We start from the raw sequence: 24,975 nt of genomic DNA, 5'->3' as shown, positions 1-24,975 counted from the left end.
ATTAGGAGATGTTAGCAGTGGCACAAATTGATTATATCAGACATGAAGTGAATCAAAAAGGTGGAACTTATTCCAGTGTGGCAAGAAAGATGGAGCTGGATCCTCGTACAGTTTCTAAGTATGCGAATCAAGAAGAGTTTCCAGTAAAAAAACCACAGAAAAGAAGCTCTAGAGTGATGGATCCAGTGAAGCCTATTTTAGATAAGTGGATTCGAGAAGACTTAAAAAAGAAAAAGAAGAATCATAGAACTGCCAAAAGAATGTACGAGCAGTTAGTTAAGTTTCATAGCTTCGAAGGTTCTGCACGTACAGTTCGTGACTATGTTTCAAGAAGGAAGAAAGAGCTAAAAGAATATATAGAAGGAGCTTCATTACCTCTTGAATCCATACCAGGAACAGCACAAGTTGATTTTGGTACAGCACCCTTCTTATATGAATCAGAGATAATAGACCTACCGTATTTAGTGATGTCATTTCCGTACAGTAATTCATTCCTGTTTCAGGTATTTCCTTCGGAAAACACTGAGTGTTTACTAGAGGGTCTACAACGTATGTTTCACTATATGGGTGGTGTGCCGACAACGATACGATTCGATAACTTATCCCCCGCTGTGAAAAAGATAAAAGGTAAGGGTGAACGTGAACTCACTGATACATTTGAACGTTTTGTCTTACACTATGGGTTCAGTTACGAATTTTGTAATCCTGGGAAGGGGAATGAAAAAGGACACGTTGAAGCAATGGTGAAATATGTTCGAAATAACTTCTTATTACCCGAGTGCACCATAGTGGATCTCGACCAATTTAATGAAACACTTTGGCAATGCGCAGAGGAAGACCGAAATCGTCCACACTACTTAAAAGAAACGCTTCAATCAGAGTTATATAAGGAAGACAAAAAGGAATGGCTTATCCTTCCTGAGAAGAAGTTTGAATGTGTGCGTTATCAGGAAGTGAAGGCAGATAAATACGGGATTATAAACATCGATAACAAGGAATATTCAACGTCGCCTAGATTTGCCAAGCAGCGCATAAATATTTGTGTAACCTATAACTCTATTATTGTATTGAACGAAGAACGTCAGGTTATTGTAAAGCATTCTCGTTTATATGGAGTAAAAAGAAGGTCGATGAACTGGCAACCATATTTACACTTACTATCAAAACGTCCAAAGGCAATTAAATATTCTAGTTTATATGACCAATTTCCCCTTGAATGGTCCAACTTTTTAAGAGATTGTACAGAAGAAGAGCAGAAAGAAGTTTTACGTCTTTTAGCTACGCTCTTAAAAAATGATGATTTTACTTTATTGAATGAGGCATTAGAGTTAGCTTCTTCACATGGTCATCCTAGTGCGGATCAAATCAAGCATTGTTTCTATTCTCTACTAAATCAAGGTACATCTTATGAGGCGATTACTCCTCGTCTTAATGTTCCAACAGTACCTAGCGCAACTCGTGGGCTTTCTCATTACGATGCTTTCTTTCAAGGGGGTACGAGTGAATGAACGAGCAAATACAAGCCTACGCAAAGCGACTAAAGTTAAGTTGGATTAGAGAGAATTTTAATCAAATAGAAGCAGAAACAAATGAAGAGTACCTATTAAAGCTTTTTGAAAAGGAAGTCCAAAATCGAGAAGAAAGAAAAGTTAATTTATTACTAAGTCAAGCTCAGCTACCGAAGACAGGTTCTACTCCTTTCCAATGGGAACATATACAAATTCCACAAGGAATTGAACGTACAGCTGTCATTAATGGTGACTTTATTAAGGAGAGGGAAAACCTTATTTTATACGGTGGTGTCGGTACAGGAAAGACTTATTTGGCAACATTACTATCCTTAAATGCCATACATAGATTTGGCAGCCAGGTAAAGTTCTATACAGTGGCAGGCTTGGTTAATAAACTAATTGAAGCAAACCAGAAAAACACTCTACCAAAGCTGATGAAACAAATCGAAAAGCTAGACCTTTTAATACTTGATGAGCTCGGCTATATTCCGTTAAACAAAGAAGGAGCAGAGCTTTTATTTCAAGTGATTTCTATGTGTTATGAAAACCGAAGTATAGTGATTACAACCAATCTTCAATTCGGTCAATGGAATCATGTTTTTGGCGACCCGATTCTAACAGAAGCTGTCATTGACCGCCTGATTCACCATTCTCATTTACTTGTTTTTAAAGGAGATAGTTTTCGTTATAAAGAGTCTTTATTGCATCAATAATTTGAAGTGACAAGTGGCATGCATATTTAAATGCCATTTGGTACATTTTTTAATTGCCAAATACAATTCTCTGTTTTAGATAACAACTTCCCTTCTCTCTTACTCCATTAGTATTTAAAAGTTAAAAGTATGCTTAGTTAAGAGATCATCTACAACTTGCTAGATATAACTGTTGTTATTCTAATTCAATTAGGAGACATATTGAATCTACATCAATATTTTGGACACAAGTGAGTTACGTTTTATTCATTCTTTTTTGCTACCACACTTCGCTTGCTGTCCTGCACTAAGATGTGTCTATGAAACTATACTAGTATCATAACTGGCTCTCCCTCAAAAATAGAAATTTTCTTGAGAATTCATAAAAAGCACTATAACTATATATGTAATGGACTAAAATTCACATACATAATATTTGATAGAGATTACTTATTTTTGAGTTAATTTTAATTAAATAATAGTAAAGCAAGCAGGATCAGTAAAATCGTATAAGAACTTTTTACCAACAAATCTTTACCACTATTTTTAGGCAATAATATTTTGTAAAAGCCAATCACCATGACTTCCAATACAAAGACTGTTGGATAAGCAAGAAGAAATGTTACGCTTCGATTTAAATTAGGATGTTTACTTAAATCATATGTATTAAACAGTAGTAAAAATGTCATTGACAAAGCAAATAACAGAAAGGTTCCTATGATAATTAAGTTAAATGGATTTTTCCAAATACCCTTTCCTAAGAAATTAGGGTTTTTCTTAAAAATAGCTTCTAGTATGAAATAGACTGTTCCAACTACAAGAATACTTGCGATCATTAAAAATACATTATTTAATGATTTATTTCCTATGAAAATTTTGTCACTAAAAAAAATAAAAGTAATAGGGAGTATAAAAAGTATTATTCCAATAATTTTTTTCATAAATTATACAATTCCTCAATTCAAAGTTTTTATATTCTGAAAAGATGTAGGTATTGGTCTAAGACCAATATCGGCAGCAAGAAAATCTAACATTAACTCTTCAGAACGATTAGTAAAATAAAGAACATACATTTTTTTATTTTCTATTAATTCACTAACATCGTTTGGGAGTTCTACTTCTTTTGACTTTCCTTTTTCAAGTTCAATTGAAAGAAAGGAATATACGACTTGATAATCATTATCTAAAATAAAAATATCCATTATAGCTGGATAAGCCAATTTGTTTACTTCTAAATTAATAAAAGTATTATTATTACTTACATTTTCAATAATTTCTATGTAAGGAAATAAATCTAAGGTTTCAATATCTTCTTCTCTTATTTCTAACTCATATTCATCTAACACCTGCTCCTCTGGAATTAGCTCTTCTTTGGTCACAAAAAATCGGACTAGTTGAAGCCTTTCCAAATTATTAAATTCTAAATCATTAGATGATGTAGTCTTTTCTTGTGCAAAATAAGATAATTCACTTTCCATTTCATCAAAGTATTCTAAAGAAACTTCTAATTCGGTAACTTGATTTGCTGGAGTAATTGTAATCACTTTCTCATATGTAACATCATCTTGCAAAGTTATGTCTACTTTATTTTCTCCCTGGAAAAAGACATGTTCCAATTCTAAATCATCTTCTGATTTATTTTCAATAGTAATCTTTCCTTTTATAGATGAATCATCTTTTGCTAGTTTTATATACTGATAGTCATCTTGAACTCCTTCATATACTTCCAATTGTTCTGATATAGGTTCGAAAGATTTGACACTATTATAATCTATGCTAGACTCAAGAACACTGTCTATAGAATCTAAATATTTAAAATTATTATGTAGGATTAATAATTCATTATTTTCATCTAATGTTATTTCATTTTTTATGATATCTTTATCAACACTATTACATCCAATCACTAAAAGAAAAATGAAAAAGATGAAAAATCTGTGAAAATTCAGCATTTACTTTCCTCCAAATAAATAAAACATATAGTTTAGAGTGCTTAAACACACCCTAAACTATAAAAATTAATAATTTAAAATAATATTTTCCCTTTAATTATCTTTATGTACCAGAAATCTACTAATTTAAATCTACGGCTCTATTAGCAGTTCTTGCATCATACAAAACCCCTTGATGTGTTGCAGTATGAATAGTTACATTAGCATAATCGTTCAATCCACTAGCTCTGTTCATTGAAGTTGTTGAAGTGCTCGTAAACTTAGCAATTGCCGTTTTTTTATCGCCGTGTTTTTCTGCTCCTGTTGTGAAATTTTTAAGTGCGGTAGTTGCGGAAGTTACAGTAGTTAATTTTAACCCTTTAGTAGTACCCTTACCTTCAATTGTATTTGCCTTAACAGTCATTTGTGTTTCTCCTTCTGCTAAATCTACAATTTTAGCAAAATATACAGGTAATGGAAGTGTGAAGTTGAAAGGTGTGATTTGATCTGGATCAAGTCCAGCTTGTGCATCTAATTCATTAAATAATACTTCTATTTCATCAAACTCCTTCTCCATATCTATTTCATGGTTTTCTGTCAATTCAAGTCCTGATTCATGTTCATTATCAATTTCACTTGCACTACTAGTGTTAGGACTAATTACACTTGCTAAAATAACAACAGTAAATAAAAACACCTTAAATTTCATTTGTAAATTCCTCCTAAATATATTATACAAAATTCACTCCTTATTTTATTACCTAAATCGACACCTCCCTCTCTTTTTTACGAAGCGTTTTCCGAGTGTAACATCACCATTTTAAATAATCAATATTTTATACTTTTTTCGTAATAGTGTTAAAATTCTATCTCATCGTTTAAGTTAAGATTTAAATTCAAGTGAAAGATGCTAAAACAAGCTACTTAGGCAGTGTTTATCCTACTCTAAATTAAAAGAAAAATTATATGAAATTTTTTATTTTCTAAATTTTTAAAATTCTAAAATGTGCTAAGTTTAGAGTTCATCGCCAGATATATAACCTACTTTAACTGTTGTTACTCTAATTCAATCAAGAGACGTATTTATGAAACTATACTAGTATTATTTTCATCATTTTCAAAAGTAAGCAGTCTAGGGCAAAAGATGAAAACTAATCTTTAATCCTAGGCTACTTATTTCTATATGGATGTGGAGATAGTATCTACAAAACTTGTTGAATTATAAAGAGAACATCTCCCACCATATTATTAATCTATAAGTAAAGAGATGAATTCAATCGTCTTGGTAAGAGGATAAACATTGGTAGAATCAAGTTAAAATCTCTTATGGATGTCATAAAAAATGTTTAAAAAGCAAACAGACTTAGAGAAATTTGAATGTAGTTTGTTGTATCATATAGGTATACTATTCATCTGAAAAATCATATTTTTGTACACGTTCTAATAATCAAGACAATCGACAGATGGAATGAGGGTGCTTATGACAACTTCAACGAAAAAAATAAAACTTAGCTATATTTTTTACATATTATTATTTATCATTTTTCTCGTTGCACTGCGTTGGATTTGGTATCAGCAGCTCTCATCTCCAAATTCGCCAACTGTAAAAGAAGGTGTATTGGATTTACGAGGTATCGAGCTTGAAGATTTAAATACCTTTCCTATGAATGGAGAGTGGTTGTTTTATCCTGAACAATGGGTAGATGCATCCAATGTGAACGAAGCTTCGCAAGGGCAAATGTTGCAGGTTCCAGCTAACTGGACTGCAGATAGCGGGGCATATGGATATGGGACCTACCATTTGCGTATTTTACTCGACCGTCCATTATCAGAGTCGCTTGGTATTTGGTTTCAATCAATCTATACTGCTTCTGAAGTAGAATTTAATGGAGAAACAATCGCTCGACTCGGTAAACTTGCTGAAGAGAAAAGTGGACAAGTTTCCGAAACGAGGCCATTTTTAGTAACTTATGATTCTAAAGGACAAACTGAACTGGATCTATTCGTTCGGGTAGCAAATTATCAGTCGCCACTTCAAGGTGGTCTCATCAAGTCAGTGCAGTTTGGTACACATGACAATGTCAATCAAAAGTACTTGAGTTCTATTGGTTTTCAGCTCATCGTTTGTGTCATTTTTCTACTTCATGCATTGTATGCATTAATCATTTACTTAATGGATGTACGAAAAAAAGAGTTTATTATCTTTTTATTCATGATGGTTACAGGAGCCATGACGATTGCCTTTAATTACAATGGTTTTTTATACATGTTAATTCCTATCGAATTTGAATGGTTAGTGAAATTGAAGGCTTTTGCATCCATCTGGTTTGCCTTTTGTGCCTTATTGATGGCAAGAGTGTTCATTGGAATTCGTCATAATAGCAAAATATTTTATAGTTATTTCTTCTTGCTGATTACTTTCACTCTTTTTATTTTAGCTGGACCAGAAGAAATCGTCCTCTATTCGATTGAAAAAGATTACTACAGACTTTTTTATTACACTTCATTACTTTGGACAGGCTATTATTTTATGAAGATGGTGCTCAACAAAGCTGAAGGTGCAATATTTTTATTATTTGCAGTCATTTCTGTATTTAGTAATGTTCTTTGGGGTTACGTGTACTACGCTGGAACGGCGCAATTTATGTTTTATCCGATAGATTTGATTGCTGCGATTACATGTTTCTCTGCTTATTGGTTTAAAAGGTATTTTCATAATTCAAATAAAGTTTCATTACTCAATACACAATTGACAGAGGCGAACAGGTTAAAGGATCGCTTTCTTGCTAATACATCTCATGAATTGCGCACACCGCTTCACGGCATTATAAACATTGCCCAGAGTGTGCTAACAAAAAAGAAGCATGTACTGGATAACCAAAGTCAACGAGACATGGATCTACTTATTAAAATTAGCCGTCAGATGTCCTCTATGATTAACGACTTGTTGGATGTCGTAAGATTACAGGATAAACGGATTGCAATGCGTATGATGGAAGTCGACGTTCAGTCCGTTGCCACAGGTGTACTGGATATGTTGCAATTTTTGACTGACGGTACAAAAGTGGAACTACGAATGAACATAGAGGATGATTTGCCACATGTTCATGCGGATGAAAAGCGGTTAGTACAAATTCTCATTAATTTAGTGCATAACGCATTAAAGTACACGAAAGAAGGAATCGTTGAGCTTACAGCTGAACAAGATCAAGAGCATGTATGGATAAAAGTAAAAGATACAGGTATAGGTATGGATGAAGCAACACAAAAACGTGCATTTATGAGATATGAGCAAGGGACCTTTGGCGAAGGTGGTATTGGACTTGGGCTCAACATTTGCAAAGAACTAATTGAATTGCATGGCAGTGAGTTAATTGTCCAGTCACAATTGGATAAAGGAAGTGTATTTAGCTTTAAATTGCCCATTTTTGATGAGAGTCTACAGTCATCCATTCCTGTTAATATGGAGAAAATCGAACATTCGTTGGCAGATGTACGAGCGCAAATCACAGGAGAAATAGCAGCAGCTAGTTATGACATTAAAGAAACGCTTCAAATTCAAATGCCTCACACAAGCATAGAGCGTTTCCGCGTGCTAGTAGTTGATGATGATTCAGTTAATTTAAAGGTAATTACTCATATTTTATCAAGTGAAGATTACCAGATAGAAACAGTGAATTCCGCAAATGAAGCGATGGATAAATTATCTGATGAGCAATGGGATCTCATCATTGCCGATGTAATGATGCCAGACACATCGGGATACGAACTGACACGAATGATTCGCAAGCGATTCTCGATGTTTGAGCTACCTATTATTCTGCTCACTGCTCGTGATGAACCAGAAGATATTTATGCAGGTTTTCTTGCTGGAGCGAACGATTATGTCACTAAGCCTACTGATGCTTTGGAATTAAAATATCGTGCTTGGTCACTTTCATCATTGAAACGAGCGGTTAATGATCGTTTAAGTATGGAGGCAGCTTATTTACAAGCGCAAATTCAACCGCATTTTCTCTTTAATACGTTGAATTCAATTCTGTCTTTAAGTTATACTGATGTGAAAAAGATGAGGAATCTTGCAGAGGTATTCGCATCGTATTTGCGAATCAGTTTTGAATTTTTAACTGCAAGCAAGCTAGTACCGTTGTCGCGAGAACTTGAACTGGTACAGAACTACCTGTATATCCAACAACAGCGTTTTGGAGAACGATTGCAAGTAGAATGGGAGGTAAATACAGATACTGAAATTCTCGTCCCTCCACTTATTGTTCAACCGTTAGTGGAGAATGCCGTTCGACATGGTGTTTTAAATCAGTTAAAAGGTGGAACGTTACGTATTCGAATTGAGAAGCGAGCAGATGCAGTTCATTTTGCTATCATAGATACTGGAAGTGGTATGGATGATGAACAGATTAAAGTGTTACTGAGCCCAGAAAATAAAGAACAACGAGGGATTGGTCTGTTTAATACACATAGCCGTTTGATACGAATGTATGGACAAGGATTGCACATTCAAAGTAAGCTAGGCGAAGGAACAACGGTGTCTTTCATTATTCCTGACAAGATACGGTAGGAAAGAAGTAGAAATTGAATAGATTATGTTTTACATGATGCGAACCCCTAGGATTAGATTTTGGTCTACTTTAGGGCTTCGCATCAATATTTTGTATTGTTTTGTTGATGAATGTTATTAAGTACAATAGAATATATGACTTTTCTTCTATAGATTATAAGGTACCTTCTTAGTTATTTGATATTCTGACCACGAACCGTCCATTTGTTTCTCGTAACTAGAATATATCCCTGTACAAGTATCAAACTTTAATAAAGGCACTATGTTACTTTTTGTTGTTTCCCCATCAATAAAGAAATGACTCTCCTTATCCCAATATACTTTTCCTAGATAATTGTTATCATTCGACACAACCACTGTTGAAGTATGGCCTGCAATAATATCTTTATAAAACACGCCCGTTTCAGGTGGATATTTCCATGTAAAGTCATAAGGATCTGTTGCATGCTTCCATAAAGATTCATCTGTTTCACAAATGCCCGCATGCACATATATTTGATTATCTGTTTCATAAAATAATGGTTCTTTTTCTTTGTTAGCAAGCCAATCTAAAAGCTCTGAATGAGATTTTCTTATTTCCTTCACCATATATTGACTAATTTCCGAATAGGATTCTTTTTTTCTTTCTATATTTAAAAGTATTTCATTAAGCTGTTCACTAGAAAAAAAGCTTTTGACAGTAATAAAGTTTGCTTCTTGTGCAAGCCATTGTAATCTATCCTTTAAAGTGAACCATTCCATAAACATTTGTTCGTGATTCCCTAGTAAACTAATGACCTGTTTAGGATATTGTTCTTCTAATTTTTTTATATGGTAAAGTACCCGACAGCTATCTTTTCCTCTGTCTAAATAATCACCAAGAAAAATTAGTTTATGATTTCTATCAGAATCTAAATCAACTAGACTTAGCGTGTCAAGCATAGCTTCATAATCTCCGTGGATATCGCTAACAGCATATATTATTGCCATTTAAACTCTCCCCTTATGAATAAATTTTTTTCCTATACATACTCTGTTATAGTCCCATAGGATACATTCATATACGGAAATTCTTGATTAAAGGTATGTTGTCTTATAAGTTTTTATGATATTTGATATTACATGAAACGATTGTATCAACCTCTTATTCAAAACCCAAAAAATTCATTTGATTTTCTATCTAATTAGCTCTTTTATGTTCGACTTTTCCTTTTAGATAGTCGAGCATTAATTTAATCTAACCCATTTTAAAATTTTCACTTATCTACTTCCGAAAAAAAAACGAGCAACAGGACGCACCTATTGCTCATTGATTTCTTGTAAACTCTTTTATGTGTATTATTATTTTTGTGTTAGGTTCATATATTCATTAATTAACCTATCTAATTTTTGGCTAGCTTGAATAGTATGAGGATGATTCATTCCCTTTTCCTTACTGATCTGAACCAGACTAATTTTTAAAGATTTAATTTCACGATATAATTCCTTTCTCGGTTTCAATTCTTTTCTCCTGTTCTTTAGTTTCTGAAATGCACCAGTCATTCTATAAATACTTAACACAAGCCGATATAACCACTATTACAATGGTTTCTAGAAGGTTACATCAACAATATTAATCATTTTTATTTCTTCATTTTTTAACATTCACTTATACGCTTATGCGTAATTAATTCATCTCATTGTAATGTACGCTTAATCGTAAAGTCAACGTATGAGGTGCTACTTAAATGAAAAAAGTAAAATTACAAATTAATCAACTATTGCATAATCGAAATATATCTCTTACTCAGCTACATATTAAAACAGGTATTCGCCTAGCTGCATTAAGTGAATTAGCAAATGGAAAAAGACAACGCATCCAGTTTGAACACCTAGAAAAAATTGTACAAGCATTTGAGATTGAAGATATGAATGAAATTCTTTCTATTGTTGAAGAAGATGAAGTCAAAGACATAAAGTAATTATTCCATGACTCATCCTTAATACTGGACCTATGTCAATATCTTGGACACAAATAGCTTAAGTTTTTAATGATATTTTCAGCTGATATTTCGGCAGATATTTTCTACCTCTTGTGGTGTCATATAATTTATACTCCCATGAATTCTTTTGCGATTATACCAACCTTCAATGTACTGAAATAACGCTATTTTCGCTGAATATTCATCTAGATACTGAACATGATTGACTTCTTCCTTTTTTAAAATGGCATGGAACGATTCAATGCAAGCATTGTCATAAGGGCTACCTTTATAGCTAAAAGAATGCATTATGTTAAATTCGGTGATCAAAAATGCGAATTCATCGCTTGTATATTGACTACCAAGGTCTGAATGAAAGATAAGTTCTTCACAGGGTTGTTGGGTTTCATATGCATTTCGTAATGCGGTGCTTATTAATTCCGTTGTCATTGTGCGTCCAAAAGAATGGCCAACAATCTTTCTTGAATGCAAATCCAAAACAGTTGCCAGATAGCACCAACCCTGCTTTAACGTGTGGATATAAGTAATATCTCCAACCCATTTTTCATTGATTGTTTTCGTCTCAAAATCACGCTCTAAAATATTCTCACGTTCTATTATCTTTTCTTTACTCGGTGTCGGACGGAATTTCTTCGTTGTGATGGACCTGATATTTGCCTTTTTCATCAGGCGTTGCACACGTTTTAAACTTACATGATATCCGGCCAACTCTAATAAATGGTGGATTTTTGGTGCACCATAACGTTGTTTACTGTCGTTAAAAATTCGGATGATTTCTTTTGTTAGTTGTCGATTTTCCTGTTCTTGTTTTGAGATAGAAAACGTTAATGATTGATAGTACGTGCTCCTAGGAACACCAAGCACTTCACACAATGTATGAACAGGGTAATATTCTCTTTCTTGCTCGATGAAATCCGTAATATCGTTGTCGGTTACTTTTTTGCGAATATGGCCATAGCTTTTTTTAATATTTCGTTCTCCTGTTGTAACTTAAGCATTTCTTTTTGCATCTTTGCGTAATCATCTGGTGTTACGGATGATCCATCTTCTAGCTCTACTGGATTGAATTTTTTTATCCATGCATAAATAGTTACTTCTGAAACGCCATATTCACTGCTTAATTCCCTAACTGATTGACCTGAACGATATAAATCAACAACCATCTTCCTAAAATCATCATTGTAACGTTTACCATGTTTGTGATTTGCCATTGGACACAACCCCCTAGTAATAATTTTAAAGACTTAACTAAGTTGTGTCCATGAAACTATACTAGCATCATACTGACACCTTCCTTAGGTAATATATTTATTGATATACTAAACCATTGTTAAAACCACCACTTATTCTTTTTAAAAGATGAATAGGTGGTGGTTTTTTAGCTAAAATCAACTTTTATTCAACAATATCGCGGTGTATCTTTACCCCATTCTTAAGCATCAAAAACCTGTATGTAAAATTTTGCAAAATATAGATTAGTCTTAAATAAGATAATATACAATTTGGTACAAAAACATTAGAATTAGTAGTGGATAAAGATATAAAAAGTTTTTTATATTAATTAGGAACCGAAACAAACTACTAAACTAGTTACAATAAGGGCTGTCTCAAGATTTAAAATTAAAAATGCAATGATCATAGAAAAAAGAGCTAAAACCTTTATTGTTTAAGGGATTCAGCTCTTTTTTCTTTTACTTCTATTTTTTAGTTTCATGGGGTTGACCGATTAATCCATATAATAGCAACTCATAAAGCTCACTAAGCACTGCTTGATTATTCGCTTTTACCACATCTGAATTACTGATAATATTTTGACACATTTTAAGATAAACCATCATTGCTTCCGTAGATATTTTTCGATGGATATACCCTTCTCTTCTCCCCTTTTCCAAAAAAGTTTCTAATAAAGCAGGGTAGCGTTCATGAAAGACTTTCTTTACGAGGGTATTCACATCGTCGCTTTCCTTAATAAATTTTTCTAATAAATTTAAGTTAGCAGGATTCAAGAATAAATTCTGATTTTTCATCGCTTTTTCAAGTAACTCATTAAATGGTAAATCACTCTCCCACAATAACTCTTTTTCTCTTAAAGCATCTTCTATTAAATCGCTTGCCACTTCTTTGATTAAGCCATCTTTGGTTTTAAAGTAATTATATATACTAGCTGGTGAAACTTGTGCTTCTTTAGCTATTTCACTAACACTAGTCTTCTCAATTCCGTATGCATTAAAAAGCTTGCACGCAGCTTTTTTGATTTTTGTTTGCTTACTTATTGTTCTTTGCTCATATCCATTCATTCCATTTACCTCCATGCTTATCATCATAAATAATATTTTAGAGTGATTAAATAAAAATTATATAAAACAATTGACAAAAAAGGAAGGCTAATCTAATGTTTTGTATAATATAAACTTATTCACTACAAAACATATAACGAGGGGTTTTCAAATGAATATTATAGAAACTCGCAACTTAACAAAATCATTTGGTTCATTTAAGGCGTTAAAAGAAGTGAATCTCACTGTCAAAAAAGGTGAAGTTCATGGATTTATTGGTCCGAATGGAGCTGGAAAATCAACCACTATTCGAATACTATTAGGTTTATTGCGGAAGAGTTCTGGAACTGTCTCTTTATTAGGAGGAGATCCGTGGAAAGATGCTGTCACTCTGCATGCAAATCTTGTATATGTGCCCGGAGATGTAAGCTTATGGCCAGATCTAACAGGTGGAGAAATCATTGATTTTCTAGGACGTTTACAAGGGAAGCAAAATTTAGAAAAGAGAAACGAGTTGATTAAGAAGTTTCAGCTTGATTTGCAGAAAAAATCATCTACTTATTCTAAAGGGAATCGGCAGAAGGTTGCTTTGATTGCCGCTCTTTCATGTGATGTAGACCTGTACTTATTTGATGAGCCAACTTCTGGATTAGATCCATTGATGGAAGCTACTTTTCAAGAATGTGTAGCTGAAATAAAATCTGAAGGAAAAACCGTTCTCCTTTCTAGCCATATCCTATCCGAAGTGGAGGCTCTTTGTGACAGAGTAAGTATTATTAGACAAGGAACAATTGTCGAAACTGGAACACTTCAAGAATTAAGACATCTCACTAGAACAACTATCAGTATAGCTACACAAGATATCATTCCGGATTTAGACCAAATAGAAGGTGTTTATGATATTTCTTATAACAATAACCAGTATCGTTTTTCCATTGATGGTTCTGCTATTAATCATGTTATGAAAAAGTTGTCCTCTGTTAATATTCAATCTTTCACTGCTGAACCGCCTAGCTTAGAAGATTTATTTATGCGTCATTATGATGTGAAGGAGGAAATTTAAGTTGATTAACAAAAGCTTCGCTGGAACAAAAACATTAATTTCTTTATATCTTAGAAGGGATCGTTTTCTCCTTCCTATTTGGATATTGTTACCGTTATTTATGTTAATTGGACATGCTTTTTCTTTTCTCTCACTGACTAGCAATCTAGAAATAACTTCTGTAATCACCGAATTAAATCAAGATAGTTTAGTATCTGCGGTACATGGACCAATTATGTCTATGGATATTGTTGGAGCCACATTGTGGAGAGCTATAAATCCCATTACTTTATTGCTAGGTGTTAGCGTAATTCTTACAGTTATTCGACACACGAGAACCGATGAGGAGAATGGACGGACTGAACTTATTAATTCTTTGGTACTTGGCAGATATGCCAGTTTAACTGCGATAACTTGTGTGGTAACTTTAGGTGTTTTTTTATCCAATGTTTTCATGAGTATTACCATGCTGGTCCTTGGAGCTTCCATTAAACAGATTATCATTTTTGGTGTTACATTATTCTTTGCAGGCGTATTTTATACAGGGATTGGATTATTAGCCTGCCAACTAAGAAATAATAGCTCTGCTGCACGGAATATAGGAATCACTATTTTGGGATTAAGCTTAGTCATCAATATTTTGAATAACTTTGGTGGAAGCAATCTTTTTCTAAAATGGTTTTCCCCTATCTCTTGGACTCGGATTACTTCTCCTTTTGCAGATGAAAACGCTTTTGGTTTAATTCCCTTGTTTGTGATTGCACTACTCCCTATTATTCTCGCTTACTTTCTTTCTACTAAAAGAGACAATGGTGGTGCTATTTTCGGAGTACAAGCTGGTCCTGCAGAGGCCGCTCCTTCTTTTAAAAACCCTCTTACATTATCTTGGAGGGTTCATAAGGGAATGTTTGTAGGATGGATCGTAGCTGTCACGCTTCATATAGGAGCTTTTGTAGCTATTTCTCCTACCATTTCAGGACAAATCAGCTCCCTATTTGCGGAAATTGGAGGAGATAATTGGATGGAAGGCATACCAATCGGATTGCTGTTTGTCAGCATTGGTATTTATATTATGGCACTGTTTATCGGGCTATATGCTTTGCTTGCATTGAACGGATTGAAGAAAGAAGAGCTAGATGGACGTAACGAAATTATCTTAGATAAAAAAGTAAATAGAAAATCGTATATGTTTAGCTTTATCTTTATCGCATTAGGTGGCTCAGCAATTCTGCTTATTCTAATGGGAGTCATTGGGGGCATTATTTATAGCTCTGTTGCAGGTAGTTGGGGAAATGAATTTTGGCAAATTTTGATGATGGGAATTTCTAAAATCCCAGCAGTATGGACACTTATCGGAGTATTTAGCTTGTTATATGGTTTCTTTCCAAAAATAACTGCTCTTAGCTGGGGACTATGGGGACTTTTTGGTTTATTGGAAGTCGCTTGGGAAAGTGGTCTTGTTGGCTGGGAAATCATGCAGTTATCTCCTTTCGCATTTTCACATTATACGATTCAAGTAGAGAATTTATCTATTGTAGCACTGAGTATTAATTTACTATTTGCTGTTGTTTGCATCTATTTTGGTATGCTTGCTTATCTGAGACGTGATGTGATGACAAAACCTTGATTTTACAATCTGATTCTTTTACGCTATTGTTGCTATTTTAGCATCCGCACACCAAACCCCTACCAGGAATGAATTGGTAGGGGATTTGGGTAGAAGACTACATTATGTTTTAATCTATTTTATCTAATTTAGTTTAGAACAAATGCTGTTCAATAGACATTTCCATTTCAAATTAAGTTATAGTATATTTCCTTAAAATAAGGGTGAAGCATTTATAACTGGCTCTTATTTCATTATATATTTTACTTTCTTATTAGCTGCTCTATTAACAAAAGTAAATAATACTAATGCAATCAAAACTAATATACTGCTTCCTATTCCCACATCATTTACTGAACTTATACTTATAACGCCTCCCCCCACAAATGCTCCTAATCCAATTCCAATATAAAGAGCTGAGGCACTAAATGATAAAACCATTTGAGCCTGCTTAGGATTCAAAGCTAAATCAAGATATCAAAGTATTTTGTTTCTGTAGCTATGATAAACAATTGATCATATAAATATCCTGTTTCTAAACGCACATTTTTTAATAATAATGTCAAAAGAATCTCTCTCCTTTTATAAACTTCTTTAAGAACTTAAAATATTCTACTATGAACTATCTAGAAATTTTATTTAGTGTCAATCCAGTAGTAAGCACACGCTTAATAAATAAAGAGCATATCAGGCCTATGATAGCTACGACGACAGCAAAAGTATAAGCATGCTGAATCCCATAAACTAGAGACTCTACCTCAGCATTACTAGAGTTATTCACTTGAGATAAAAAAGTATTTTGGCTTCTATTCAGTATACTTACAGCAATTGCTGTTCCAATTGCACCAGAGGTTTGAATAGTAGTATTTATAATTGCTGTCCCATCAGGGTAATTACTTTGTTCTAATTGATTTAATCCATTGGTTTGTGATGGTGTGGTAATCATGGACATCCCTACCATTAACAAAGTATAAAAAATGATTATCGTTAACCCATAAGTAGTTGTAGATATTTGCGAAAATACTATTACTGAAATAGTACCAAAAGCAAAACCCGGTATTACGACCCATCTAGGACCAAATCTATCAAATAAATATCCCGTTACAAGCGCCATAATTCCATTAATAATTCCGCCAGGCAGCAATAGTAATCCTGCATCAGAGACGACAAACTTAATCCACCTTGGATATACATAGGGAGTAATAAATTACTTGAGAAGATGATAAAGTTACTCAAAACCGTTAAGCCTATGCCCATCATAAACATCGGATGCTTAAAAATGCGAATGTTAAGAATTGGTTCTTCCAGTTTTAATTGACGTCTACCAAACAATATTATGGAAATTACTCCTATGAGTAGTGAGAAGAAAACTGGCAAACTAGACCATCCGAATTGTTCTTCTCCCGCTAAACTGAATCCCATTACAAGACCACTAAATCCTAGAGTTGATAACATAATGGAAATAAAATCAATAGCTGGTTTCTTTTCAACAGAAAGATCAATTATGTAAACTAACCCTAAACATAATGACAGTAATAAAAATGGAATAGGTATCCAAAATACCCAATGCCAGTTTAAATATTCGACAATAAATCCCGAAATGGCTGGACCAGTTGCAGGAGCAAACATCATCACTAAGCTAACCATACCCATCGCAACCCCACGTCTATGTGGTGGAAAAATAACTAAAAGAGTATTAAATAAAAGCGGTGTAGCTAAACCTGTACCACATGCTTGAATAATTCGACCAAGTAAAAGTACATAAAAATTGGGAGAATTGGCCGCAAGCACTAAACCAGTAACGGAAAAAAGTATAGCAATAGTAAAAATTTTCCTTGTTTTAAAACGTTTTATCAATAAACCTGAAATAGGAATCAGAGTACCTAATACAAGTAGATAACTAGTTGTCAGCCACTGTACAGTAGCAGCAGAAACCTCAAATTCTATCATTAAATGATGCAGGGCAATATTAAGAGCTGTTTGACTAAACATCCCCATAAATCCACAAATGAGTAAGGATATCATTAATGGTACAATTTTCACTTGGCTTTGATTGTTAGACATTATAATTCATCTCCAACTCCTTTAATTGTTGAGAGCAATATTTGTTAGTATTTTACCAAGCTAAGTTTATTTGAGTTGGAATAAATTTCATTATCCTGTTAAACACAGGTTCTTATTAGAGTGATAATTCCGACTATTTGAAATCAAGTTTCACTCAAAAAATTAATCAATTATAAATTATGTTCGTTTTTTCAACTTCACCTCGAAAAAGATGCTTAATAATTCTGTGACATTCGCCGAAAGTTTTACCTTCGTTCAGAAAAAACTTGCGCATCTACTTAAAAAGATGGAAAAACAAGCATGCTTATCAATTTCTAGTATGAAGTATAGAATCTCTTCACTGAACAAAGGTTAAAAACTGCTTCCAATGCTAGGTGCTTCTATACATTTCTACGTGTTTTGATGTAATGGTCACTCTTCATTCATTTAAAATCTTATACTTATGCTCCGGCTTCTTTTAAAATACGCTCAATTTCTTCAAATCCTCGTCGCTTTGCATGTTCTAATGGAGTAACTCCATCTCCATCACTAATATTTATATCTGCACCATGATTAACTAATAATTGTACAATCTGTTGATAATTCTCTCCGCCATCACCCAAAATAATTGCTTCCAATAATGCAGTCCAATGCAAATTATTAAGATGATCCACATCTGTGTCAGAGTTAATTAAAAGCTCCTTTACAACCTCAACATGTCCACGTTCTGAAGCAGGAATGAGTGCAGTTCCACCATAACGATTTGTTAAAGTTGTATCTGCCCCAGCTTCTATAGCAAGTTTAAGAATATCTAATAACCCTTCTGCCCCAGCATATAAAAGCACATTATCCTGATTATTATTGCGAATATCTATATCGGCTCCTTGTTCAATAAGTATCTTAACTGTCTTTACATTGTTATTATGTGTTGCTGCCATTACCGCTGTAACCCCTTGATTATCCTTCGTATTGATATCTGCTCCGGCTTCTAATAATTCTAAAACGCTATCTATATCCCCTTCTGTAGCTGCAAAAATTAATTGTTGATCCAATTTTGTTTCCTCTTTTCTTTCTGATTGTATAGGTGAATTTCCCTTAGATTCGGGAGTCGTACTACATGCAGTAAGCATAATAACGACAAATAAGCTTATTAATATTGCATTTAATCTCATAATACTCTGCTCCTCCCATATAAATATGTTATCATGAGAAGAATCATATGAAAAATATTAATAAAATCAGTTTTGTTAATTTTTTTCATATATAAAATAAGGAGAATGTAACGATGGATATTAGACAGCTTCGTTATTTTATTGCGATTGTAGAAGAAAGGAAAATTTCCGCTGCTGCCAAAAGGCTCCATATGACTCAGCCTCCTCTAAGCCAGCAATTAAAAGCCTTGGAAGAAGAACTCGGTTCAAAATTAGTTGAGCGAGATGGTAAATTTTTAGAATTGACAGAAGCTGGGAAAACACTATATATAAATGCTTTACAACTCACTCAATTGATGGAAAAAACGAAAGCAGAGGTAAAGGAGGTTGAGAAAGGAGTAAATGGATGGCTCACAATTGGGGTCAATACTTTTTCATTTAAAGACTTGCCTCATGTTCTAGCAGAATTTCAAAAACAATACCCGAAGATTACATATAAAATCCAACAAAATGAATCCTCCTATCTTTGTCAACTAGTTAGAGAGCGGATTGTGGAATTAGCAATTATTCGTTTGCCACTCAAATTAGATGATTTTTCTGTACTCCATCTCTGTAACGAATCTTTTTATTTCATTACATCTAAGGAGCATACATTATTTGATCAAGAAGTATCACTTGCAGAAATTCATCATTACCCACTTCTTTTTCCAAGTACAGAAGGTCTAGGTGTACATTATTTAATTACAGAAGCATTTTCTCGTTTTAAACTCCAGCCTAATATTGTTGGAGAATGTTCTGATATTAGTCTTTTAATGGATTTAGTCACAAATAATTTTGCTACCGCTATTGTCCCAGAAACTTTATTACACAGATATAGAGGATATCCTATCAACGCTTATCGAATATCAAAAACAACTGAATTAACAGGGTCAGTCGGTTTAATATGGCTTAAAAACCATAGTTTATCCAAAGCCGCTCAAAACTTTATAGAGATGATTCAAAAGATATAAATAAGAGCAATTATTATTTAATGTTATTGAGAATGATAGTCTAACTTTTTAGCCTCTGGTATTGTTAATATTGTCGCAAAAAATTGCGTAATAATAAATAGCCTAGAACCCTTATGAATAAAGAGTTCTAGGCTATTTTCTAAGTCACTCCCACTCTATAGTCGCTGGAGGCTTCCCAGTAATATCGTACACTACCCGATTCACATGATCGACTTCTGTTACGATACGGCTAGAGATTTTACTTAATACTTTCCAAGGGATTTCTGCGAATTCTGCTGTCATTGCGTCAACAGAATGGATTGCACGAACTCCTACTGTGTAATCGTATGAGCGAGCATTTCCTTTAACTCCTACGCTTCGGATATTAGGAAGTACTGCGAAATATTGCCAGATATCACGGTCGAGGCCTGCTGCTGCAATTTCTTCGCGTACTACAGCATCTGCTTCTCTTACAATGTGTAATTTTTCTTCGGTAATTTCACCTAATACACGAACTCCTAGTCCTGGTCCAGGGAATGGTTGTCTCCAAATAATATAATCTGGAATTCCTAATGCTGTTCCTAGTTCACGAACTTCATCTTTAAATAATAGGCTTAATGGTTCGATTAATTCGAATTCCATATCTTCTGGTAAGCCACCAACATTATGGTGTGATTTAACAAGCTTCCCTGCTTTTCCACCACTCTCAACAATATCACTATAAATGGTGCCTTGTGCTAGGAATTTAGTGTCTTTTAATTTCGCTGCTTCATCATCAAATACGTAGATGAATTCATTACCAATGATTTTACGTTTTTTCTCTGGATCATCTTCACCTTTTAGTTTTGATAAGAAGCGTTCTTGTGCATCTACTTTAATAACATTCATTTTGAAGTCTTCTGTAAATACGTGCATAACTTCATTTGCTTCGTTTTTACGTAATAATCCATGATCAACGAAGATACATGTTAGTTGATCACCTATTGCTTTATGAATTAAGACAGCAACAACGGAAGAGTCTACGCCTCCGCTTAGAGCACAGATTACTTTTTGATCTCCGACTTGGTCGCGAATTTTCTGCACTTGTTCTTCAATAATACGGTCCATCGTCCAGCCTCCGCTACATTGACAAACCGTAAATAGGAATTGTTTCAAAATAGCAATGCCGTGTTCTGTTGCTTCTTCTTCTAACTGGAATTGAATTCCAAACATTTGTTTTGCTGTATTGCTGATTGCTATTGCTTGTCCTGTTCCGTTTATTGCATCTACTTGAAAAGCTGCTGGTGATTCAACAGCTTGATTTCCTTGATTTAAGAAAACAGACTGATTTTGAGGGATACCATCAAATAAAACAGAATTACTTTGTACTTCTATATTACCTACTCCAGCTGCTTGTTCACTTGCAACTACTTTTCCTCCAAAATGAAGGGCCATTTGCAGCATACCAGAGCCAATAGCTAAGACAGGAACACCTAATTCAAATACTTCTTCAGCCACCATTGCGCTGTCTTCAGCTTGAATATCTTCATCTGTTCCCATTAAAATAATTCCTTTAGGATCTAGTGCTTTGATTTCCTCAATTGTTACAGTGTTTGGATACAGCTCACTATACACATGCTGTTCTCTGATCTTTCTTGCTAACAATTGATTATTCTTGTTACCGAGATCCAAAATTACAATTTTTTCATCATTACTCATGTTATCTCTCCTCGTCAATCTGTTAGGATGCTTCCTATTTATTATTCCTTCCTCATCTGGTCAACTAATTCTTTCCAAATTGGGATGAATTCTTTTGTTTGCAAATCATTGCCTTCATTATTATACAATATTTGCTCATAGATTTGATTTAATAAACTCATATTTTTTGTATGATATCTTTCATCAATTTGTTCTGCGTATTCTCTTAGTGTTTGTTCCGGTCGACGAGCTAATGTATAGTGTCCTAATAAAGTTAGTAAAAATAAGTAACTCTCTGTAAAGGTTTTTTCTGTTGGGTCTCGCATCCATTTTCTATATACCCATATTGTCTTCCATCTAAATCTAGTTTTATAAATAATAAAAGCTAGAATTAATAAGAAGATAACACCAATTGTAACATAAAGCCCTGTTCTGTTTGGCTCTACCTCTTCCTCTTCTCCTGCTTCATTCGTTGGACCAAGATCTTCCATTTCTGGAGGCATCATTTCGTCTTCTTCTGGTTCTGGTGTTTCAACTTCTGTATCATCTGTTTCTGGTAAATCTACTTCTGGCTGATCTAAATTTGTATTTCGGAATGTAGATGGGTTATCAAATCCTTGTGTTGGCTCAAATGGAACCCAGCCTTCATTTGGAAAATATACTTCTACCCATGAGTGTGCATTCGCATTAGTCACTTCAAAATCTCTCATTCCGTCATCATTCACCCTTTGTTCTTCTCCACCAGTGAAGCCTTTTGCCCAGCGAGCGGGAATATCTAAGGTTCTTAGCATAACAACCATTGAGGTGGAATAGTTGTCACAATAGCCTATTTGCGTTTCAAACAAGAATTGATCTACATAGTCTTGATCCTCTTCTGGATATGGTACATCCTCTATGACATATTCAAAACCATTTTGATTAAAATATTGTTCCACTGCCTTTGCCTGATCGTAACGATTATCTGTACCTGCTGTAATCTCTTCTGCTAATTCACGAACTCGATCTGGTAAGGTATCAGGAACCCGAGTATAATTTTCCATAATATTTTCTGGGTCATTACCAGCTGTAACAGCACGTAATGCTTCAAGGGAATAGACTGGTTCATCAAAGGTCATCGAATATTCCTGAAGTTGAACCGTTTCATCACGAATTTGTGCTCTTACCATATTTGCATTAGGATCTCGTGAAAAGACAACCCCTTCTATTGCTTGTACCCCTTTCATCCCATAAGGATAAACTAAATTGTTCATCGTATTGTTTCCATTAAATCTTACATATGCTGTTTCTTCTTCCGTTTGAACAGAACCAGCATAAAAGTCTAAGTTGATTTCCCCATTTGCTTGTTCTTCATATGCTAGATCTGCCGAGCGCTCCCAGCCTTTACCTGTGTAGACATCTTTCGTTTCTACACGCCAATATTGTCTATTTGCTGTTGTTGCCTGAAAAACAGGTGTGTAGTCTTGTTGAAAGGAACCTCCTAAGTTTGAATCATTACTTCCATAACCTACTCTTCGTGTTCCTTGTCCATCTCCATCATTTCCAAAATTTGTTGCTGATTTAAAGAACGGAACCGGATCTGGCCATTGTGGCGCAAATGATGGTGTTATGATTCCAATAGCTGAAGCTAAAAATGTCATCCCAATGATAGGAACTAACCAAACCTTAAGCTTTCCGAACCATGGAAAATCAATTTTCTCCCGATCTATTTCTTTAAAGTAATGTGCAACTCCCAAGGCGATAAAGGAGATAATAAAGGTTCGTACAATTGGAACAAACCCTTCATACATCGTAAATGTATCCAGCAATGCCAAATAAAGAAAGGTAAAGAACAGAAATACAAAAATCCGCTTCATAACTACAAACCAATAATGTACTAAATAACTCATCACCCAAATAATCAATAGGAAAAGAAGTGTTCGAAAGAAAGAAGTAATTTCTCCCATTTGATTGCTGAAAATTGCTTGAATATTAAACACTAATTCCACAGACACTTCATTAAACCAAAGTTTCGAGAATAGCTTTTCTGTTAAAAATAAAGCATGTAAGATCATTACTACCCCAAAGCCTTTTAATAGAAAGGATGCCCACCAAGGTAGCCTGAAAACAGAAATAGCAAAACAGAGTGCCGCATACATAATGAAAACTGTGACATTACTTTTATCCGAAATAATTTGAAGTGGATATAACCATTCTAGAAATAAGAAAAATCCACATAAATATAAAATAGAAGTATACAATATTGGAATTCGATTGGAATTTAACATTTATCCAGTCACCTCTAACCACTGCTGCTTCATTTCCTTTTCAGTTAATACTTGAATATCCACATTAGCAAACTGTAGCTCTTGAATCATTTCATAATCCTTTGGCGTAATTTTCTTTGCAGCCATAATGATCAACACGGTAATTTTTCGTGTTTTTCTTCGTAATTCTGTTAATACTTGCTTAAATGCTGCATCCATTCTTGTAGTCACGATGATAATCGCAAATTGCCCATTTGTTTTCGTAATCTCTTCTTTTAATTGAACAGAAAAATTCCGGTTATTACTCGGCTGTATTCGCATTAAAAGATTACGGATTTTTTCGTATTTATTTGGATCTGGTTTTAAGGAAACTCTCCCCGCATCTTTGCCAATAGATAACAATCCTACATTGGTTCCTTGTCTTTGTAATAGTCCTACTAAAGACATCACAATTTCTACAGAGCCTTCATAAGGAATTTCTGACATATTTTGATGTGAACTGCTATCTAACACAATTAATGTATCTGTACTTTTTTCCTGTTCAAACTCTTTTGTCATGATTTTATTCTTTCTTGCTGTTTGCTTCCAATCTACCCAGGACAGTCGATCTCCTGGGATGTATTCACGGGTACCAGACACAATATTTGCTTGCCTCGCATGTAATACGGAAGAAGAAATCGGTCCATGCTCAAAGCTGCTGATCTGTTCATCCATCGTTATTTTCCGTTCATTTGGGTAAACTTGGATATAGTCTTTTAGATGAAAAGTATGTTCTTTTTTGATAAATCCAAATAAATCAGATGTACGTACTTTAACCTTTTGCAGGATGTGCTCACCACGCGGTACTTGATGGAGCTGGAATGGAATTTCAATGACACGTTTAAACCAGGGGAAAATAATTTTCTTTGATTCTCTTTCTATATATAAATGCTGTCCGGAATCAAAGGTAGTATATTTTGTTAGTCCATTATCAATTCTCTTTAATGTATTTGGGAAAACTGCTTCACAAACTAACGAAAAAAGAGGAAAAGGAATGGAGCGTTTTATCCTAATTACTAATAAAATATCATCACCAGCACGAATAATTCTCTTCTGTAGCTTTCTTTCTACTTGCCATTTGCTAATTGGATACAGCTTCAAGCAGACTACATAGATAAAAATTGGCAAAAAACTGAAAAACATAAACCAGCTTACCTTTCCACCTTGAAACATTGCATATGCAAATAAGATGGCGAAAATAAGGCAAGCGAATAAAAATTGCCGTAGCTGTTTCATCA

19 protein-coding genes and 1 pseudogene are annotated in these 24,975 nt (G+C 34.1%); 7 read left to right on the top strand and 13 right to left on the bottom strand.

The genetic code is table 11. The features are described 5' to 3' along the window. Nucleotides 1-8: 8 nt before the first annotated feature. Nucleotides 9-1,508: an IS21 family transposase gene (gene istA, locus AB4Y30_RS03545; protein WP_368652493.1), complete on the top strand. Its 1,500-nt coding sequence runs from the start codon at nucleotides 9-11 to the stop codon at nucleotides 1,506-1,508. Beyond that, a complete protein-coding gene (istB, locus tag AB4Y30_RS03540) occupies nucleotides 1,505-2,224 on the top strand; it encodes an IS21-like element helper ATPase IstB (RefSeq protein WP_003320558.1) in 720 nt (239 codons plus the stop codon). The genes istA and istB overlap by 4 nt, the downstream gene beginning before the upstream one ends. A gap of 446 nt (nucleotides 2,225-2,670) precedes the next feature. Here the strand turns inward: istB and AB4Y30_RS03535 are convergent, their stop codons facing one another. The 3 genes from AB4Y30_RS03535 to AB4Y30_RS03525 all read right to left on the bottom strand — a co-directional run bounded on the left by AB4Y30_RS03535 (nucleotide 2,671) and on the right by AB4Y30_RS03525 (nucleotide 4,843). Continuing rightward, nucleotides 2,671-3,144, bottom strand: coding sequence for a hypothetical protein (locus AB4Y30_RS03535; RefSeq protein WP_368654122.1), 474 nt, complete (start codon nucleotides 3,142-3,144; stop codon nucleotides 2,671-2,673). Nucleotides 3,145-3,159: 15 nt separating this feature from the next. Then, nucleotides 3,160-4,155 (bottom strand): hypothetical protein, encoded by a 996-nt coding sequence (locus AB4Y30_RS03530; RefSeq protein ID WP_368654121.1) that lies wholly within the window; start codon nucleotides 4,153-4,155, stop codon nucleotides 3,160-3,162. A gap of 121 nt (nucleotides 4,156-4,276) precedes the next feature. Beyond that, nucleotides 4,277-4,843, bottom strand: a complete 567-nt coding sequence (locus tag AB4Y30_RS03525) for a hypothetical protein (RefSeq protein ID WP_368654120.1) — start codon at nucleotides 4,841-4,843, stop codon at nucleotides 4,277-4,279. Nucleotides 4,844-5,614: 771 nt separating this feature from the next. Here AB4Y30_RS03525 and AB4Y30_RS03520 point away from each other — a divergent pair. Next, nucleotides 5,615-8,710: an ATP-binding protein gene (locus tag AB4Y30_RS03520; RefSeq protein ID WP_368654119.1), complete on the top strand. Its 3,096-nt coding sequence runs from the start codon at nucleotides 5,615-5,617 to the stop codon at nucleotides 8,708-8,710. Between the two features lie 147 nt (nucleotides 8,711-8,857). Here AB4Y30_RS03520 and AB4Y30_RS03515 read toward each other — a convergent pair whose 3' ends face one another. Together AB4Y30_RS03515 and AB4Y30_RS03510 are read right to left on the bottom strand one after the other, a co-directional pair. Continuing rightward, nucleotides 8,858-9,679 carry a metallophosphoesterase gene (locus AB4Y30_RS03515; protein WP_368654118.1) on the bottom strand — a complete coding sequence of 274 codons (822 nt, stop codon included), beginning with the start codon at nucleotides 9,677-9,679 and terminating at the stop codon, nucleotides 8,858-8,860. 351 nt (nucleotides 9,680-10,030) lie between these two features. Beyond that, nucleotides 10,031-10,189, bottom strand: a complete 159-nt coding sequence (locus AB4Y30_RS03510; RefSeq protein ID WP_368654117.1) for an aspartyl-phosphate phosphatase Spo0E family protein — start codon at nucleotides 10,187-10,189, stop codon at nucleotides 10,031-10,033. A 227-nt stretch (nucleotides 10,190-10,416) separates the two neighbouring features. Between AB4Y30_RS03510 and AB4Y30_RS03505 the strand changes: the two genes are divergently transcribed. Continuing rightward, complete coding sequence (locus tag AB4Y30_RS03505; RefSeq protein ID WP_368654116.1) at nucleotides 10,417-10,650, top strand: helix-turn-helix domain-containing protein; 234 nt, start codon at nucleotides 10,417-10,419, stop codon at nucleotides 10,648-10,650. Between the two features lie 78 nt (nucleotides 10,651-10,728). Here the strand turns inward: AB4Y30_RS03505 and AB4Y30_RS03500 are convergent. Then, nucleotides 10,729-11,882 (bottom strand): IS3 family transposase gene (locus tag AB4Y30_RS03500; RefSeq protein WP_368654115.1). Its coding sequence is split into 2 segments (ribosomal slippage): nucleotides 10,729-11,630 and nucleotides 11,630-11,882, totalling 1,155 coding nucleotides; the frame shifts between segments, so codons are not numbered across the junction. A gap of 486 nt (nucleotides 11,883-12,368) precedes the next feature. Continuing rightward, complete coding sequence (locus tag AB4Y30_RS03495) at nucleotides 12,369-12,968, bottom strand: TetR/AcrR family transcriptional regulator (RefSeq protein WP_368654114.1); 600 nt, start codon at nucleotides 12,966-12,968, stop codon at nucleotides 12,369-12,371. 151 nt (nucleotides 12,969-13,119) lie between these two features. On the opposite strand from AB4Y30_RS03495, the gene AB4Y30_RS03490 reads away from it, so the two are divergent. After that, nucleotides 13,120-14,010, top strand: a complete 891-nt coding sequence (locus tag AB4Y30_RS03490; RefSeq protein WP_368654113.1) for an ATP-binding cassette domain-containing protein — start codon at nucleotides 13,120-13,122, stop codon at nucleotides 14,008-14,010. A gap of 1 nt (nucleotide 14,011) precedes the next feature. Then, nucleotides 14,012-15,616: an ABC transporter permease gene (locus AB4Y30_RS03485; protein ID WP_368654112.1), complete on the top strand. Its 1,605-nt coding sequence runs from the start codon at nucleotides 14,012-14,014 to the stop codon at nucleotides 15,614-15,616. 225 nt (nucleotides 15,617-15,841) lie between these two features. Here the strand turns inward: AB4Y30_RS03485 and AB4Y30_RS03480 are convergent, their stop codons facing one another. From AB4Y30_RS03480 to AB4Y30_RS03470, 3 genes and pseudogenes are all read right to left on the bottom strand, one after another. Next, entirely contained in the window at nucleotides 15,842-16,036 is a 195-nt protein-coding gene (locus AB4Y30_RS03480) for a hypothetical protein (protein WP_368654111.1), read from the bottom strand. Nucleotides 16,037-16,217: 181 nt separating this feature from the next. Continuing rightward, nucleotides 16,218-17,659: pseudogene (locus AB4Y30_RS03475) on the bottom strand (DHA2 family efflux MFS transporter permease subunit). A 440-nt stretch (nucleotides 17,660-18,099) separates the two neighbouring features. After that, complete coding sequence (locus tag AB4Y30_RS03470) at nucleotides 18,100-18,690, bottom strand: ankyrin repeat domain-containing protein (RefSeq protein ID WP_368655161.1); 591 nt, start codon at nucleotides 18,688-18,690, stop codon at nucleotides 18,100-18,102. Between the two features lie 233 nt (nucleotides 18,691-18,923). On the opposite strand from AB4Y30_RS03470, the gene AB4Y30_RS03465 reads away from it, so the two are divergent. Further along, entirely contained in the window at nucleotides 18,924-19,799 is an 876-nt protein-coding gene (locus AB4Y30_RS03465) for a LysR family transcriptional regulator (protein WP_368654110.1), read from the top strand. 144 nt (nucleotides 19,800-19,943) lie between these two features. On the opposite strand, the gene guaA is transcribed toward AB4Y30_RS03465, so the two are convergent. Genes guaA through AB4Y30_RS03450 form a run of 3 tightly spaced genes read right to left on the bottom strand, consistent with a single transcriptional unit; the run spans nucleotide 19,944 to nucleotide 24,973 of the window. Continuing rightward, nucleotides 19,944-21,476, bottom strand: coding sequence for a glutamine-hydrolyzing GMP synthase (gene guaA / locus AB4Y30_RS03460; protein WP_368654109.1), 1,533 nt, complete (start codon nucleotides 21,474-21,476; stop codon nucleotides 19,944-19,946). Between the two features lie 41 nt (nucleotides 21,477-21,517). After that, nucleotides 21,518-23,719 carry a transglutaminaseTgpA domain-containing protein gene (locus tag AB4Y30_RS03455; protein WP_368654108.1) on the bottom strand — a complete coding sequence of 734 codons (2,202 nt, stop codon included), beginning with the start codon at nucleotides 23,717-23,719 and terminating at the stop codon, nucleotides 21,518-21,520. After that, nucleotides 23,720-24,973 (bottom strand): DUF58 domain-containing protein, encoded by a 1,254-nt coding sequence (locus AB4Y30_RS03450; protein WP_368654107.1) that lies wholly within the window; start codon nucleotides 24,971-24,973, stop codon nucleotides 23,720-23,722. It lies immediately after the preceding gene. Nucleotides 24,974-24,975: the final 2 nt, after the last annotated feature.

This window comes from Ornithinibacillus sp. 4-3, from assembly GCF_040958695.1.
In the GTDB taxonomy this organism is placed as follows: domain Bacteria; phylum Bacillota; class Bacilli; order Bacillales; family Amphibacillaceae; genus CALAMD01.
Note: the sequence above shows the minus strand (reverse complement) of the source record. Positions and strands in the feature narration are given on the sequence as shown.